We start from the raw sequence: 15,167 nt of genomic DNA, 5'->3' as shown, positions 1-15,167 counted from the left end.
TGCCGCGCGGAGACGGCCCCGAAGTCACCCGCCTAGAGCCGCGCACCGGGGTCCGGGGCCTGCGCGAGCAGGCGCTTGCGGCTCTCCTCGATGTCGAAGTCCGGCTTCGGGTACTGCGGATCCAGCGCCTCCAGGTGCTCCAGGAGGAGCCTGCTGATCGCCCAGTTGCGGTACCACTTGCGGTCGGCGGGGACCAGGTACCAGGGCGCCTGTGGCGTGGAGCAGCGCTCCAGGGCGATCTCGTACGCCTTCTGGTACGCGGGCCACAGGGCGCGCTCGTCGATGTCGCCGGGGTTGAACTTCCAGTACTTGTCGGGGTTGGCGAGACGTGCGAGAAGGCGGCGGCGCTGCTGCTCGTAGGAGATGTGCAGGAAGCACTTCACGACGGTGACGCCGTCGTCGGTAAGGGACCGCTCGAAGCGGTTGATCTCGCCGTAGCGGTGGGCGATTTCCTTGCGCGGGGCCAGTTCGCGGACGCGGGCGATCAGGACGTCCTCGTAGTGCGAGCGGTCGAAGATGCCGATCTCGCCGTGCTCGGGGAGAGCCCGCCTGATCCGCCAGAGGAAGGAGTGCCTGCGCTCCTCGGGGGTCGGCGCCTTGAAGGCCTTGATGCGGCAGCCGGAGGGGTTGAACAGTCCGATGACGTGCTTGACCGTGCCGCCCTTGCCGCTGGTGTCCATCCCCTGGAGGACCAGCAGGACGCGCCGCCGGTCGCCCGCCGTGCTCGCGGCCCACAGACGTTCCTGCAGGTCGGCGAGGTGTTCGCCCATCTGGGCGGTGGCGGCGAGACCGGCGGCCTTGTCGCTCGGACCGGCGGGGGTGGCCTCGGCGTCGTAGGAGGAGAGGTCGACCCCCTTCCCGCCGGGGATGCGCAGCAGCTCGCGGAGCTGGGCGGGGGCCTGGCCCTGGCCCTTGCCCTTGGGCGTGTGCCCGTCGGCCTTCCCGTCGCGCTTTCCGCCGTCCTTCTTGCTGTCCCGCCGGCCGGCGTGCTCGTCCTTCCTGCCGTCCCGCCGGCCGGCGCGCTCGTCCTTCTTGCCGTCCTGTTTGGCCACCGCGTACCCCTTCCGGCCGTGTCCCTCGATGGTGCGACGGGCGGCCGGGGCCCGCTAGTCGCGCTCAGGCGTCCTCGTCGAGCAGGTCGGTGCTGTGGGCATCGATCAGCTGTCCGATGCGGTGAAGGACCTCGGCGGCGGGCCGGGCGTCGAGGCGGCGGCCGTCGCGCAGGCGCAAGGCGATCAGATCGGCGGCGGCCTCCCTGGGGCCGATCACCGCCTGGTACGGGACGAGGCGGGCGGCGCGGATCCGGGCGCCCAGGGTGCCCTGGTCCGGAGCGGCGAGCTCGGCGCGGAGCCCCTGCGCGCGGCAGCGGCGTACCAGCGCTGCGGCCCGGTCGGCCTCGGCGTCGGAGACGGGCAGGGCCACCAGCTGGGTCGGCGCGAGCCAGGGCGGGAAGGCGCCGCCGTGCACCTCGATGAGATGAGCGACGGCCCGTTCCAGGCTGCCGATGACACTGCGGTGGACCATGACCGGCCGGTGCTTGGCGCCGTCGGGGCCGATGTAGCGCAGGTCGAAGCGCTCGGGCTGGTGGAAGTCGACCTGGACGGTGGAGAGGGTGGACTCGCGGCCCGCCGGGTCGGCGATCTGGACGTCGATCTTGGGACCGTAGAACGCGGCCTCGCCCTCGACGGCCTCGTACGACACGCCGGAAGCGTCGAGGACCTCGCGGAGCAGCGCGGCCGAGCGCTCCCACAGCTCGGGGTCGGCGACGTACTTGCCGCCCGGGCCCGGCAGGGAGAGCCGGTGGCGCGCCGGGCTGATGCCGAGCGCGGCGTACGCCCGTCCGATCAACTCCAGTGCCGCGTACGCCTCTTCGGCGACCTGGTCCGGGGTGCAGAAGATGTGCGCGTCGTTGAGCTGGATGGCGCGGACGCGGGTGAGTCCGCCGAGGACGCCGGACAGTTCGGAGCGGTACATGGCACCCAACTCGGCCATACGGAGCGGAAGTTCGCGGTAGCTGTGCGAGCGGGAGCGGTAGATGACCGCGTGGTGGGGGCACAGGCTCGGCCGCAGCACCAGCTGCTCGCCGCCGAGTTCCATCGGCGGGAACATGTCCTCGCTGTAGTGCGACCAGTGCCCGGAGGTCTCGTACAGCTCCCGTTTGCCCAACGCAGGTGAGTACACGTGCCGATAGCCCGCGCGTCGCTCGGCGTCGCGGACGTACTCCTCCAGGGCGTGCCGCACGGCCGCGCCGTCGGGCAGCCAGTACGGCAGGCCCGCGCCCATCAGGGGATCGGTGTCGAACAGGTCGAGTTCACGGCCGAGTCGGCGGTGGTCATGCATGGTGGTCTCCTCACGGGAGGGGACGAGTGCCCGCACGACGAAGCCCCGGGGCACTCGCCCCGGGGCTTCGGACTCACGTCAGCGGTCAGCGCGCCGGGACACTCTCCGGCGTCGTCGTGTTCACAGCGGCACGCTTCATGTCGGCGACGCTAGCAGGAGACCGCCGGGCAGGCATCGGATTTACTCCGAGGCCGACACCCGCGAAGGCGGCGCTTGGCTCCGCCACGGCCTCGTCACCTAGCTCCGCCAGGGGCCCGTCACCGCGAACGTCGTTCCCGGTGTGTAGCAGTTCACGTACATCGTTCCGCCGTCGGGCGAGAACGTGACGCCCGCGAACTCGCCCCACTCCGGGGCCTCCGGGGTGCCGATGTTTTGCGCGCCGCGTACCAGGGGGTACACCTCGCCGCGCCGTGTCACGCCGAAGACGTGCTGCGCGCCGTTGCCGTCCTCGCAGACCATGAGGCCGCCGCCGGGGGCGAGGCAGATGTTGTCGGGGGACTCGCCGGGGAGCTGTACGTCGGTGTCGGGGCCGAAGACGATCACCAGGGTGAGCCGGCGCGTCGAGGGGTCGTAGCGCCAGATCTGGCCGTAGTGGTCGGCGGCCGAGCCGTCCGCGCCGCGGGCGAAGGAGGACACGAAGTACACGCATGTGCCGCCCCAGTAGCAGCCCTCCAGCTTCTGGGCGTGCGTGATGCCCTTCGGGCCGAAGTCCTGCAGGCGGATGGGTGTTTGGGCGGCGAGCGGGTCCGGTACGTCCACCCACTCGATGCCGTCGAAGCTCGCGCCGGTCTCCTGGATGGACGACAGGTCCGCTACGCCGGGCACGCGCATCGCCTGGAGCCGGCCTCCCGCGCGCAGTGAACCGGTCCCGCCCTCGGGCCTGTTGGGCAGAAAACGGTAGAAGAGGCCGAAGGGATTGAGGAACGCGTCCTCGGTCTCGTAGACGATGCCCCGCTTCGGGTCGACGGCGATCGCCTCGTGCTGGAAGCGGCCCATGGCGGTGAGCGGGACGGCTCCGGTTCGGTGCGGGTCCACCGGGGCGACCTCGAAGATGAAACCGTGGTCCTTGGTGTAGCCGTTGGTGCCTGCCTTGTCCTCGGTCTCCTCGCAGGTCAGCCATGTGCCCCAAGGGGTGGGCCCGCCTGCGCAGTTCACAGCCGTACCGGCGATGGCGACGCGCTCCGACAGGACGTTCCCGCCCCGGTCCAGCGTCAGCGACGTACAACCACCCTTGCCCATCGGGTCGTACGTCAGGCCATCGATCGTCGGGACCGGGATCTTCGCGGTGACGCGGTTCTCGTGGTTGCGGACCAGGTGGACACGGCCGTTTCTGCCCCTGAAGGCCGACATGCCGTCGTGGTTGCTGGGCACCAGGCCCTCACCGGAGCGGAGTTGGTCGCCCTCGCGGGACAGGACCCGGTAGCGGAAACCTTCCGGCAGGTCGAGCAGTCCGTTCGGGTCGGGGACCAGGGGGCCGTAGCCGCTGTGGCCGAGGTTCTGCGCGGCGGCGGTGCCCGCGAAGAGTTCGGAGAGGTTTCCGGCGAAGGCGATCGAGGCGCTTAACACTGCGGTGCGAGCAATCGCCTGACGCCGTGTCGTGGAGCGGCCGTTTTCGGGCATGGGGCAACCTTCCTGCTGGCGGACAGGACTGTGACCCGCCTGTGTGTATCACGGGGTGGGGGCCGCCGGAACCACGCGCGTCACACGTGTCACTCGTCGCCCTTGGGCTCATCGAGCTCGTCAAGGCCACGGAGCGGATCGAGCTCCTGGAGTCCGGGGACCTCATCGAGCTTCTGGAGTTCATCGGGCCGGCCGAGTTCGGCGGACTCGTCCGGCTGGTCGATTTCATCGGGCTCGTCGAGCCGCACGTGCTCATCGGGTCGCGGGGGCGCCGGCTGCTCGACCGCTTGCGGCGCCTGTCCGGCCTGCGCCCGCTCCAGGAACCGCAGCAGCTCCACCGGGAAGGGCAGCACGAGCGTGGAGTTCTTCTCGGCCGCGACCGCCACCACGGTCTGCAACAGCCGCAGTTGGAGCGCGGCGGGCTGCTGGGACATCACTCCGGCGGCCTCGGCCAGCTTCTTGGAGGCCTGCAGCTCCGCGTCCGCGTTGATGATCCGGGCCCGCCGCTCGCGGTCGGCCTCGGCCTGCCGGGCCATCGAGCGCTTCATCGTCTCCGGCAGCGACACGTCCTTGATCTCGACGCGGTCGATCTGCACGCCCCAGCCGATGGCCGGGCTGTCGATCATCAGCTCCAGGCCCTGGTTGAGCTTCTCGCGGTTGGACAGGAGGTCGTCGAGGTCGCTCTTGCCGATGATGGACCGCAGCGAGGTCTGCGCCATCTGCGAGACCGCGAAACGGTAGTCCTCGACCTGGATGATCGCGTCGGGCGCGTTGACCACCTTGAAGTAGACGACCGCGTCGACCCGCACCGTGACGTTGTCCCGCGTGATGCCCTCCTGCGCGGGCACCGGCATCGTCACGATCTGCATGTTGACCTTGTGCAGCCGGTCGATGATGGGGACGATCATGGTGAAGCCCGGCGGGCGCACACCTCCCGTGAACCGCCCCAGCCGGAGGACTACACCGCGCTCGTACTGCTTGACGACCCGGGCCGCCGCCGACAGGTAGACCAGGCCGGCCGTACCGGCTGTCACCGCCGCGACGACGATTTCTTCGACCATGACGACTCCCTTCCGAGCCGCCCACCACCGCTATGCCTGACGTATCCACTTTACGTCGTAGGGCTGGACCTGTTGACGCCCTCGGGCTGGGCCTGCCGTACGCCGAAGGGCCGGGCCCGCCGCAGGGCGGGCCCGGCCCCCGGTTCACGATCCCGGCGTGACCTTCACCGGCTCGATCCCCGTCGCACTGTGCCGCGCCGACCAGTTCTCCAGCGCGGTCCGGCACGCGTGGTCCAGGTGGTGCAGACCGGAGAGGTCCAGCTCGACGGGCCGGTCCTGCGGCAGCGCCTCCAGGCTGTCGAGGATCTTCGGCAGCCGCAGGAAGGTCGCGTTGCCCGAGAGGTACGCCTGGACGGGCCCGGCGCCCTTGTCTATGACGTCGAGGCGCACGTGCGAGGCCTCCCACGCCGTCTTGGCGACGGCCAGCGCGAGCCCGATCAGCACGCCCTCGAACATGCTGACGGCGACGATCGACACGGCGGTGACCACGAGGATCAGCGCCTCGCCCCGGTGCTCGCGCCACAGCGACGCGATCTCGCGCAGCGGGATCAGCTTCCAGCCCGCGTGCACGAGGATGCCCGCGAGGGCGGGCAGCGGGATGACGCCGAGCGCGGCGGGCAGCAGCGCCGCGAACAGCAGCAACCACACGCCGTGCAGCACCCGGGACGCCTTCGTCCGCGCACCAGCCTGGACGTTCGCCGCGCTGCGGACGATCACGGCGGTCATCGGCAGCGCGCCGAGCAGCCCGCAGACCGTGTTGCCCGCGCCCTGCGCCATGAGTTCCTTGTCGTACGCCGTCCGCGGCCCGTCGTGCAGTCGGTCCACGGCCGCCGCGCTGAACAGCGACTCGGCGGAGGCGATCAGGGTGAACGCCAGGATCGTGCCGAGGACGCCGACGCTCACCAGCTCACCGAACGCGTCGAGGGGCGGCGGCTGGAGCGAGCCCAGCAGCCCGCGCACCTCGACCGTGGCGACGGGGAGCCCGAACACCGGCGTGGCGAGGGTGGCGAGGACGACCGCGCCGAGCGCCGCCGGCACCGTCCGCACGCGCCGCGGCAGCCGCTGCCACAGGACGAGGACGGCTACGGTGCCCGCGCCGAGCCCGAGCGAGGCCAGCGCCTCGGTGCTCCCGGCGGCGTCGACGAGCGCCCCCGGCAGCCCGGCGAGCTTGTCGAGTCCGGACGCCGGTGCCTTGAGGCCCGCCATCGAGTAGAGCTGGCCCGCGATCAGCACGAGCCCGATCCCGGCCAGCATGCCCTCGACGACGGCCACCGAGATCGCCCGGAAGTAGCGCCCCAGCTTCAGGGCGCCCATGAGGAGTTGGAGCACACCCGTGGCGAGCACGACGACTCCGAGCACGGCGAGCCCGTACTCCCGAACGGCCTCGAAGACCAGCACGGTCAGCCCCGCGGCCGGCCCCGACACCTGGAGGCTGCTGCCGCGCATCAGCCCGGTGACGAGACCGCCCACGATGCCGGTGACCAGGCCGAGTTCGGCCGGGACTCCGGAGGCGACGGCGACGCCCACGCACAGCGGCAGGGCGACGAGGAACACGACGATCGAGGCGGCGAAGTCCTGCCGCAGGTACGGGAGTCGCCTGGTGAGGTTCGGGAGGGTCATCGCGCGGCTCACAGCGCCTCGAAGGAGTCGGTGTCCGGCCGATGCGCGCGCACGGCGCCGGTGTGGACCTCGTAGTACCAGCCGTGCAGGCGCAGGTGACCCGCCGTCAGGGCACGCTGCACACACGGGTATCCGCCAAGCCGCAGGAGCTGGGCGAGGACGTGGTTCTGCACCGCGTCGGCGACGGCCGGGTCGTCGTCCGGCGCGTCGGTGGGGGGCTCGGCCTGCGCGAGCCAGTCGCGCACGGCCGGTACGGCGTTCAGGTCCTCGCCGCGCACCAGGGCGCCCACGGCGCCGCAGTGCGAGTGGCCGCAGACCACGATCTCGGAGACGCCGAGTACGTCCACCGCGTACTCGACGGTGGCCGCCTCGGAGGTCGGCCGTCCGGAGACGTAGGGCGGCACGATGTTGCCCGCGGTGCGCAGCTCGAAGAGCTCGCCCGGGCGGGCGCCGGTGATCAGGGCCGGGACGACCCGGGAGTCGGAGCAGGTGACGAACAGGACCTGCGGGGACTGGCCTTGGGCGAGCGAGGCGAAATCCTCGGGCCGCCGGCCGAAGGAGCGGGCATGGTCGATGAGAGGCTGCATGTCAGTTCCTCCTGGCGCGCCCTGCGGGCGCGTCGGCTTACGAAACAGAGCGTGGGGGGACGCGCTCCGCTCAGCAGAGGAAGACCTGAAGTCTCGCGGGGGAGTGGTTGGCCGACGCACTCGACGTACGGGGGTGCGTGGCGGCGAGCGGGACCGGCGGGTACGTGGCCGCGGGGTCGCACGCCAGCAGGGCGCGCGCCGGTGTCTCGGGCACCAGGTCCTCGTCGCGCATCCGCCGGCGGGCTCCCAGGGGCGGGGCCATCTTGTGCGGATGCTCGGCCTCGGCGCAGGAGGCGACCTCGCCTCTGTACGCGGACGCGAACGCCTCGGTGGGGGTGCAGAGTTGCAGACAGATGAGGACGGCGGCGAGTACCACATACAGGGTCCGGGTCGTCGTACCTCGTAACATGCGCTCCCTCCCCGCCCCATACTCGCGTCAACCGTCAGCGTCAATACATACGTTAACGCGGCAAGTTGTTTGCAGGGTTAACTCGGCGTTTCACCCGGAAGAGCGCCCGAAACGGGAGGGGGAGTTGGCGCGATCTTGCCCTTCGCGGAGCCTTCCTAGCCCGCCACGAGCCCCTTGGCGTCCCGCGCCAGCGCGGTGAGCCGCGATATCGCGCGGAAGTACTTCTTGCGGTAGCCGCCGTTCAGCATCTCCTCGCTGAACAGTTTGTCGAAGGGCATTCCGGAGGCGAGGACCGGCACCTCGCGGTCGTAGAGGCGGTCGGCGAGCACGACGAGCCGCAGCGCGGTCGACTGGTCCGGGACCGGCATGACGTCGGTGAGGCAGACGGCCCTGAGGCCGTCCGTCAGGGCGCCGTACCGGCTGGGGTGGACGCGCGCGAGGTGGTCGAGCAGGTGCGGGAAGTCGTCGAGGGAGGCGCCGTCGGTGGCGTACGCGGTCTTCGTGACCTGCTCGTCCGAGAACGGCGCCGGGGCCTCGGGCAGCCCGCGGTGGCGGTAGTCCTCGCCGTCGATGCGCAGCGGCCGGAAGTGCGCGGACAGGCCCTGGATCTCGCGCAGGAAGTCGGCGGCCGCGAACCGGCCCTCGCCGAGCTTGCCCGGCAGCGTGTTCGAGGTGGCCGCGAGCGCGACGCCCGCGTCGACCAGCTTGCCCAGCAGGGTGGACACCAGGACGGTGTCGCCCGGGTCGTCCAGCTCGAACTCGTCGATGCACAGCAGCCGGTGCCCGGACAGCGTCTGCACGGTCTTCTGGAAGCCGAGCGCGCCGACCAGGTTCGTCAGCTCCACGAAGGTGCCGAACGCCTTGAGCGCGGGCTCCGCCGGGGTCGCGTGCCACAGGGAGGCCAGCAGGTGGGTCTTGCCGACGCCGTAGCCGCCGTCGAGGTAGACGCCGCGAGGCCCTGCGGGCGTCTTCGGGACCTTGCCGAAGCCGAACAGCCGCCGCTTGCCGCCGCCCACCGCGTGCGCCCCGCCGAGCCCGCCGGCGAAGCCCTCGAGGACGCGGACGGCCTCGGTCTGGCTCGGCTGGTTCGGGTCCGGGATGTACGTGGCGAAGCGGACCGAGTCGAAGCGCGGCGGGGGCACCATCTCGGCCACGAGCCGGTCGGCGGGGACGTGCGGCTCGCGGGCGCACAGGGACAGGGGGGCCGCTTCGGTTATCGGGTCGATCCCGGAGGCGGTGGTGGAGGACGACACGGTTCCCCACTCTAAGGGCCGTGCCACACTGCACGTCATGCGACGCCTGTTCCCTGTGACCTACGAAACAGCAGCCCAGGCCTCGGGTGGGGCCCCTGAGGCGGATGTGACGGACCGAGAATGGGGGCTCGGGGAACTGGCGGAGGCCTACGCCTACCCTGACCGCCGCGCACCCTGGCTGCGCGCAAACATGGTCTCCACGCTCGACGGCGCCGCCCAGCACGACGGGCGCTCGCAGCCCATCTCCAACGCCACCGACATGCGGATCTTCGGCGTGCTGCGGGGACTCGCGGACGCCGTGGTCGTCGGCGCGGAAACCGTACGGCAGGAGGGCTATCGTCCGGCACGCGCGCGTGAGGCGTTCGCGGCGCTCCGGGAGGCGGCCGGACAGGGCCCCGCGCCGGCCATCGCGATCGTCACGGCCAGCCTCGACCTGGACTTCTCGCTTCCGCTCTTCACCTCGCCCCTCGTGCCCACGCTGGTGCTCACGGGTGCCGCGGCGCCTCCCGAGCGGGTCGCGGCGGCCGAGAAGGCGGGCGTCCAGGTGGTGATCGCCGGGGACGAGACGGGCGTGCATCCCGCCCGCGCCGTACGGGCCCTCGGGGAGCTCGGTCTCACCCGGCTGCTGACCGAGGGCGGGCCCCGGCTGCTCGGCCAGTTCGTCGCGGCGGGAGTGCTCGACGAGCTCTGTCTGACCGTGTCGCCGATGCTCGCCGCGGGCGACGCGCAGCGGATCGCCGGAGGACCCGCGATGGCGGTCCCGAAGCGGTTCGAACTCGTGTCCCTGCTGGAGGAGGCCGGGTTCCTGTACAGCCGATACCGTCGGTCCTGACAAGTGGGTGGAATGTCCCATTCCGCTTATCTTTCGCTGGGCACACTAAATCTCGCAGTCCCCGTGCGGTCACGGGGCAGGATGGTTTCCGCAGGGGCCCAGGGAGGCCCACGGAGGAGAAGGGCGCCTGTCGTGTTCACAAGCGTATTGATGATCGAGAAGGCCCTGACGTCCGCCGACGTGGAGTTCGTCACCACCTTGCACGGCGACGAGCCGGTCGCCTTCCACGTGCTGCTGCAGCCGCGGGGCGACCAGGCGGACCGGCTGCTGCGGGCCATCGACGATGTCGCGCTCGGCGAGCTGGACGAGGCGGCTCGCGAAGGCGAGACACCGGAGGGCGAGGAGGCGGCCAGTCAGGGGGAGCAGGCCCTGGAGGTGTCGCTGACGGCTCTGCGTGCCTCCGGCAGCGAGGCCGAGGGCCGGCTCATCGAGGACCACCCGCTGGATGCCCTGAAGGCCCTGGTCGACGAGACCGACGCCGACGAGGTCATCGTGCTGACCGACCCCCACTACGTGGAGGAGTTCTTCCACCGCGACTGGGCCTCCCGGGCCCGCCACAAGGTCGGCGTGCCGGTGCTGAAACTGTTCTCGCACAGCAAGGCGTGATCGCTGCCGCTGCCGCTGCCGCTGCCGCTGCCGCTGCCGCTGCCGCTGCCGCTGGGGCTGGGCTTGGCCGTGGGCGCCGCGGGGGTGCGGTGTTTTTCTGGGTGCGGGTGCTTCGTGGCTGGTCGCGCCCGCGCGGCGGAGCCGCACAAGGGCACGGCCCCGCGACCCTTGCGGGGCGCTGCCCCGGCCACGGCATAGGCTGGGGGCGCGCTCCTTCAGGGGGCGCGCTCATCGTCGTACCGGATCTTGGGGAGACATACGCATGGCACCCGGCCTTCCTACCGCCATGGACCGACCGCACTTCATCGGCATCGGCGGCGCCGGGATGTCGGGCATCGCGAAGATCCTCGCGCAGCGCGGGGCCAAGGTGGCGGGCAGCGACGCGAAGGAGTCCGCGACCGCCGAGGCCCTGCGCGCGCTCGGCGCGACGGTGCACATCGGCCACGCGGCCGACCACCTGGCGTCCGACGCCACCTGCGTCGTCGTCTCCTCCGCGATCCGCGCGGACAACCCGGAGCTGGCCCGCGCGGCCGAGCTCGGCATCCCGGTGGTGCACCGCTCGGACGCCCTCGCCCGGCTGATGGACGGCCTGCGCCCGATCGCGGTCGCGGGCACCCACGGCAAGACGACGACCACGTCGATGCTGGCGGTGTCGCTGTCGTCCCTGGGCCTGTCCCCGTCGTACGCGATCGGCGGCGACCTCGACGCCCCCGGCTCGAACGCCCTGCACGGCGAGGGCGAGATCTTCGTCGCCGAGGCCGACGAATCGGACCGCAGCTTCCACAAGTACGCGCCCGAGGTGGCGATCGTGCTGAACGTGGAGCTCGACCACCACGCCAACTACGCGTCCATGGACGAGATCTACGAGTCCTTCGAGACGTTCGTGGACCGCGTCACGGAGGGCGGCACGCTGGTGATCTCGGCGGACCACGAGGGCGCGCGCGAGCTGACACGGCGCGTCACGGCCTGTGACGTGCGTGTGGTGACGTACGGCGAATCGGCGGACGCCGACGTCCGTGTGCTCTCCGTGGTCCCGCACGGCCTGAAGAGCGAGGTGACGGTGCTCCTCGACGGCTCGGAGCTGACCTTCACGGTCTCCGTCCCCGGCCGCCACTACGCGCACAACGCGGTGGCGGCACTGGCGGCGGGCGTGGCGCTCGGCATCCCGGCGGCCGAGCTGGCCCCCGCGCTCGCCTCCTACACGGGGGTGAAGCGCCGCCTCCAGCTGAAGGGCGAGGAGGCGGGCGTCCAGGTCATCGACTCCTACGCACACCACCCGACGGAGATGACGGCCGACCTGGAGGCCATGCGCGCGGGCGCCGCCGGCCGCATCCTCGTGGTCTTCCAGCCCCATCTGTTCTCCCGCACCCAGGAGCTCGGCAAGGAGATGGGCGAGGCCCTGGCGCTGGCGGACGCCTCGGTCGTCCTGGACATCTACCCGGCCCGCGAGGACCCGATCCCGGGTGTCACGAGCGACCTGATCATCGCGGCGGCACGGGCGGCGGGCGCGGACGTGACCGCGGTCCACGACAAGGCCGAGGTCCCCTCTGCCGTCGCGGGAATGGCCAAGCCCGGTGATCTCGTTCTCACCATGGGCGCGGGCGACGTCACGGACCTCGGTCCCGAGATCCTGACCCGCCTGTCGAAATAGCCGTACACCGTACGTGCAGTGACGTACTTGTAGTGAGGGGTTGAGCTTCATGTCGTACGACATCGAAAAGCCGGACGAGCAGTGGCGCGCGGAGCTGACCCCGGCTGAGTACACGGTCCTCCGCAAGGCGGGCACGGAGCCGGCGTTCACCGGCGAGTACACCGACTCCAAGACCAAGGGCGTCTACTCCTGTCGCGCCTGCGGCGCCGAACTCTTCACGTCCAACGAGAAGTTCGAGTCGCACTGCGGCTGGCCGTCCTTCTACGACCCGAAGGACACCGACGCGGTCGAGCTGATCGAGGACCGGTCGCACGGGATGGTGCGCACGGAGGTGCGGTGTGCCCGGTGCGGCTCGCATCTTGGGCATGTGTTCGAGGGTGAGGGGTATCCGACGCCCACCGACCAGCGGTACTGCATCAACAGCATTTCGTTGCGGCTGACGCCCGACGCAGGCTGATACGCGTCGGCGCCGCCCGGGCCGGTCACCGGAGGCCAGTGGTCGCCGCTATCGGCACGGAGCCGCGGCCCGGGTGCGGATGCGCAGCGGGGCGAACGCGTCGGAGGCGAGCTGCTGGAATCGCTGGGCCCTGTCACCGGGCCTGAGGGACGGTGGCCATGGGCTGCCTCCTTCGCCGGTGACTCATTGTGCCCCGCCGCGCAGTCCGTCGAAGAGGACGGCCGTCAGGGCGTCCGCCAGCGCCGTCACCGGCAGTCCGCCCTCCGGCCGGTACCACTCGATGAGCGAGTTGACGGTGCCGAACAGCAGGCGGCTCGCGAGATGCGGGTCGATGTCGTCGCGTACGCCGCCCTCGGCCGCCGCCCGGGCCACCAGCTCGGCCACACGGTGGTCGAACTCCCGGCGCCGCTCCAGGGCCCGCCGCTCGACCGCGCTGTTGCCGCGCACCCGCAGCAGCAGCGTGACATAGGGCAGTTCGGCGGCGAGGACTTCGACGCTGCGGTGCACGACATGCTCCAGCCGCGCCGTCGCCGTCGTGTCCTCGGCCCGGTGCTCCTCGTCGAGAACGGCGAAGAGGGCGTCCAGAGCGCGGCCGACGGCGAGATCGAGCAGTTCCTCCTTGCCGGAGGTGTGGTGGTAGATGCTGGACTTGCTCAGGCCCAGCCGCCTGGCCAGTTCCTCCATGCCGGTGCCGTCGTAACCGCGCTCGTTGAAGACCGTGACGGCGACCTCCAGCAGGGACTGGCGGTCGTAGGCCGGGCGGTCACGACGGCCGGCGGGGCTCTGCGGAGGCGTTCTCCTCACCTGGCTCTTCTCGCAAGGGGGACGGTGACGGTCATGGGCGGCGGAGATCCTTGACGCGGCGGAGCTTTCCGAGCGAGCGCTCCAGGGTCTCCGGGTCGACGATCGCCACTTCGACGGTGACACCCACCCCGTCCTTGACACCCTGGGCGATCGCCTTGGCGGCCGCTTCCCGCTGCTCGGGACCGGCGGCGGGGCGTGCCTCGACACGGACGACCATGTGGTCCATGCGGCCGCGCTGGGTCAGCTGGATCTGGAAGTGCGGCGCGACCCCGGGCGTGCGCAGCACGATCTCCTCGATCTGGCTGGGGAAGACGTTCACCCCGCGCAGGATGATCATGTCGTCGCAGCGACCGGTGATCTTCTGGATGCGGCGGAAGGCGGGCCTGGCGGTGCCGGGCAGCAGCCGGGTCAGGTCGCGGGTGCGGTAGCGGATGATCGGCAGGGCCTCCTTGGTGAGCGAGGTGAAGACGACCTCGCCCTCCTCGCCCTCGGGCAGGACGGCGTCCGTGATCGGGTCGACGACCTCGGGGTAGAAGTGGTCCTCCCAGACGTGGAGGCCGTCCTTGGTGTCCACGCACTCCTGCGCGACGCCCGGGCCGATCACCTCGGACAGGCCGTAGATGTCGACGGCGTGGATGTCCATGCGCTCCTCGATCTCCCGGCGCATCTCCTCCGTCCACGGCTCCGCACCGAAGATGCCCACCTTCAGGGAGCTGGTGCGCGGGTCGACGCCCTGTCGCTCGAACTCGTCGAGCAGCGTGAGCATGTAGGACGGGGTGACCATGATGATCTCGGGCTTGAAGTCCTGGATGATCTGCACCTGGCGCGCCGTCATGCCACCGGAGGCCGGGATCACCGTGCATCCGGCGCGCTCGGCGCCGTAGTGTGCGCCCAGGCCGCCGGTGAACAGGCCGTAACCGTAGGAGATGTGCACCTTGTGCCCGGGACGGCCGCCGGCCGCGCGGATCGAGCGGGCGACCATGTCCGCCCACATGGACAGGTCGTTTTCCGTGTAGCCGACGACCGTGGGGCGGCCGGTGGTGCCGCTGGAGGCGTGGATACGCCGTACGTCGGCCATCGGGACGGCGAACATGCCGAAGGGGTAGGTGTCCCGCAGGTCCGCCTTGGTGGTGAAGGGGAACCGGGACAGGTCCTGAAGCGAACGGCAGTCGTCGGGCCCGACCCCGGCCTCGTCGAACTTCTTCCGGTACAGCTCCACGTTGTCGTACGCGTGCCGCAACGTCGCCCGCAGACGGTCGAGTTGGAGCTTCCTGAGCTGCTCGCGGGTCAGGCGCTCGCCGTCGTCCAGCAGGTCGTGGGGGAGCGGTTCGCCCAGGCGGTGGGCGGCGGCCGCGCCGGCCGTCGGTGCGGTGCTCATCGCGACTCCTTCGTCGTGCTTCTCATGCTGCGGCTGCGTCCGCGGAACTCCGCGATCACCTCGCCCGCCCGTCTCCCGCCACCACCCTCAACGGACCGCGCTTCGCGCGGACCGTCATTGATGCGTCGGACGCTCACGTCGTACAGGCCGCTGCGGCCGAACCGGGTGCGCTCCTCGGCCGTCGCCACGAGTACGTCGCCCTCGTACGCCGGGGCGACGAAGGTGATGTCGGCGCCGGCCGCGACGGTCACCGGGCCGTGGCTGTTGCAGGCGCAGGCGAAGGCGGTGTCGGCGAACAGGAACAGATAGCCGCCGTGGGCGATCTTGTGTCCGTTCACCATCGCCGGGGTCACGGTCATCCGGAGAACGGCGGTGCCCTCCCCGTGCTCCAGCAGTTCGATGCCGAGACTCCGGGACGCGTCGTCGGCGGCGAACATCGCCTCGGCAGGAGTCGCGTCAGTGGTCCGGGTCACCTTTTCCACCACCTTGTCTCCCGACCGAACATTCGGTTAGCGTGCGGCACGGCCTAGTAATCCAGCCACGCCGCTG

Annotated in this window: 15 protein-coding genes; 4 read left to right on the top strand and 11 right to left on the bottom strand. The window is 71.1% G+C overall.

Going from position 1 to position 15,167, the window contains the following annotated elements; genetic code table 11:
* Nucleotides 1–32 precede the first annotated feature (32 nt).
* The 8 genes from ACFY0T_RS20840 to zapE all read right to left on the bottom strand — a co-directional run bounded on the left by ACFY0T_RS20840 (nucleotide 33) and on the right by zapE (nucleotide 8,890).
* The gene (locus ACFY0T_RS20840) at nucleotides 33–1,052 is read right to left on the bottom strand and encodes a PPK2 family polyphosphate kinase (RefSeq protein ID WP_388872376.1); all 1,020 of its coding nucleotides are present in this window, start codon (nucleotides 1,050–1,052) and stop codon (nucleotides 33–35) included.
* 64 nt (nucleotides 1,053–1,116) lie between these two features.
* Complete coding sequence (gene thrS, locus ACFY0T_RS20835; protein WP_388872373.1) at nucleotides 1,117–2,376, bottom strand: threonine--tRNA ligase; 1,260 nt, start codon at nucleotides 2,374–2,376, stop codon at nucleotides 1,117–1,119.
* 201 nt (nucleotides 2,377–2,577) lie between these two features.
* Nucleotides 2,578–3,960, bottom strand: a complete 1,383-nt coding sequence (locus ACFY0T_RS20830) for an alkaline phosphatase PhoX (RefSeq protein ID WP_388872371.1) — start codon at nucleotides 3,958–3,960, stop codon at nucleotides 2,578–2,580.
* 89 nt (nucleotides 3,961–4,049) lie between these two features.
* A complete protein-coding gene (locus ACFY0T_RS20825; protein ID WP_388872367.1) occupies nucleotides 4,050–5,021 on the bottom strand; it encodes a slipin family protein in 972 nt (323 codons plus the stop codon).
* A gap of 144 nt (nucleotides 5,022–5,165) precedes the next feature.
* Nucleotides 5,166–6,641: a SulP family inorganic anion transporter gene (locus tag ACFY0T_RS20820; protein WP_388872365.1), complete on the bottom strand. Its 1,476-nt coding sequence runs from the start codon at nucleotides 6,639–6,641 to the stop codon at nucleotides 5,166–5,168.
* Between the two features lie 8 nt (nucleotides 6,642–6,649).
* A complete protein-coding gene (locus tag ACFY0T_RS20815; protein ID WP_388872362.1) occupies nucleotides 6,650–7,228 on the bottom strand; it encodes a carbonic anhydrase in 579 nt (192 codons plus the stop codon).
* 70 nt (nucleotides 7,229–7,298) lie between these two features.
* Nucleotides 7,299–7,637, bottom strand: coding sequence for a hypothetical protein (locus tag ACFY0T_RS20810; RefSeq protein WP_388872359.1), 339 nt, complete (start codon nucleotides 7,635–7,637; stop codon nucleotides 7,299–7,301).
* A 155-nt stretch (nucleotides 7,638–7,792) separates the two neighbouring features.
* Nucleotides 7,793–8,890: a cell division protein ZapE gene (gene zapE / locus ACFY0T_RS20805; protein WP_388872357.1), complete on the bottom strand. Its 1,098-nt coding sequence runs from the start codon at nucleotides 8,888–8,890 to the stop codon at nucleotides 7,793–7,795.
* A 37-nt stretch (nucleotides 8,891–8,927) separates the two neighbouring features.
* Between zapE and ACFY0T_RS20800 the strand changes: the two genes are divergently transcribed.
* From ACFY0T_RS20800 to msrB, 4 genes are all read left to right on the top strand, one after another.
* Nucleotides 8,928–9,722 (top strand): pyrimidine reductase family protein, encoded by a 795-nt coding sequence (locus tag ACFY0T_RS20800; protein ID WP_388872355.1) that lies wholly within the window; start codon nucleotides 8,928–8,930, stop codon nucleotides 9,720–9,722.
* Nucleotides 9,723–9,854: 132 nt separating this feature from the next.
* On the top strand, nucleotides 9,855–10,328 hold the full coding sequence (locus tag ACFY0T_RS20795) for an indole-3-glycerol phosphate synthase (protein WP_388872352.1): 474 nt from the start codon (nucleotides 9,855–9,857) through the stop codon (nucleotides 10,326–10,328).
* 262 nt (nucleotides 10,329–10,590) lie between these two features.
* The gene (gene murC / locus ACFY0T_RS20790; protein ID WP_388872349.1) at nucleotides 10,591–11,979 is read left to right on the top strand and encodes a UDP-N-acetylmuramate--L-alanine ligase; all 1,389 of its coding nucleotides are present in this window, start codon (nucleotides 10,591–10,593) and stop codon (nucleotides 11,977–11,979) included.
* Nucleotides 11,980–12,028: 49 nt separating this feature from the next.
* Nucleotides 12,029–12,436 carry a peptide-methionine (R)-S-oxide reductase MsrB gene (msrB, locus tag ACFY0T_RS20785; protein ID WP_388872346.1) on the top strand — a complete coding sequence of 136 codons (408 nt, stop codon included), beginning with the start codon at nucleotides 12,029–12,031 and terminating at the stop codon, nucleotides 12,434–12,436.
* Between the two features lie 183 nt (nucleotides 12,437–12,619).
* On the opposite strand, the gene ACFY0T_RS20780 is transcribed toward msrB, so the two are convergent.
* From ACFY0T_RS20780 to paaI, 3 genes are read right to left on the bottom strand one after another with little or no spacing between them, the layout of a single operon-like run.
* A complete protein-coding gene (locus ACFY0T_RS20780; protein ID WP_388872343.1) occupies nucleotides 12,620–13,240 on the bottom strand; it encodes a TetR/AcrR family transcriptional regulator in 621 nt (206 codons plus the stop codon).
* A 31-nt stretch (nucleotides 13,241–13,271) separates the two neighbouring features.
* Complete coding sequence (gene paaK / locus ACFY0T_RS20775; protein WP_388872340.1) at nucleotides 13,272–14,618, bottom strand: phenylacetate--CoA ligase PaaK; 1,347 nt, start codon at nucleotides 14,616–14,618, stop codon at nucleotides 13,272–13,274.
* Nucleotides 14,615–15,091 (bottom strand): hydroxyphenylacetyl-CoA thioesterase PaaI, encoded by a 477-nt coding sequence (paaI, locus tag ACFY0T_RS20770; protein ID WP_388872336.1) that lies wholly within the window; start codon nucleotides 15,089–15,091, stop codon nucleotides 14,615–14,617. The genes paaK and paaI overlap by 4 nt, the downstream gene beginning before the upstream one ends.
* Between the last annotated feature and the right edge of the window lie 76 nt (nucleotides 15,092–15,167).

Source organism: Streptomyces sp. NPDC001530, assembly GCF_042894545.1.
Lineage (GTDB): Bacteria > Actinomycetota > Actinomycetes > Streptomycetales > Streptomycetaceae > Streptomyces.
Note: the sequence above shows the minus strand (reverse complement) of the source record. Positions and strands in the feature narration are given on the sequence as shown.

Excerpts from the sequence above, each read along its gene's own strand:
- ACFY0T_RS20815 (WP_388872362.1), bottom strand. The coding sequence starts at position 7,228 with ATGCAGCCTCTCATCGACCATGCCCGCTCCTTCGGCCGGCGGCCCGAG.
- ACFY0T_RS20830 (WP_388872371.1), bottom strand. The coding sequence starts at position 3,960 with ATGCCCGAAAACGGCCGCTCCACGACACGGCGTCAGGCGATTGCTCGC.
- ACFY0T_RS20825 (WP_388872367.1), bottom strand. The coding sequence starts at position 5,021 with ATGGTCGAAGAAATCGTCGTCGCGGCGGTGACAGCCGGTACGGCCGGC.
- ACFY0T_RS20800 (WP_388872355.1), top strand. The coding sequence starts at position 8,928 with ATGCGACGCCTGTTCCCTGTGACCTACGAAACAGCAGCCCAGGCCTCG.
- ACFY0T_RS20820 (WP_388872365.1), bottom strand. The coding sequence starts at position 6,641 with ATGACCCTCCCGAACCTCACCAGGCGACTCCCGTACCTGCGGCAGGAC.
- paaK (WP_388872340.1), bottom strand. The coding sequence starts at position 14,618 with ATGAGCACCGCACCGACGGCCGGCGCGGCCGCCGCCCACCGCCTGGGC.
- ACFY0T_RS20810 (WP_388872359.1), bottom strand. The coding sequence starts at position 7,637 with ATGTTACGAGGTACGACGACCCGGACCCTGTATGTGGTACTCGCCGCC.
- msrB (WP_388872346.1), top strand. The coding sequence starts at position 12,029 with ATGTCGTACGACATCGAAAAGCCGGACGAGCAGTGGCGCGCGGAGCTG.
- murC (WP_388872349.1), top strand. The coding sequence starts at position 10,591 with ATGGCACCCGGCCTTCCTACCGCCATGGACCGACCGCACTTCATCGGC.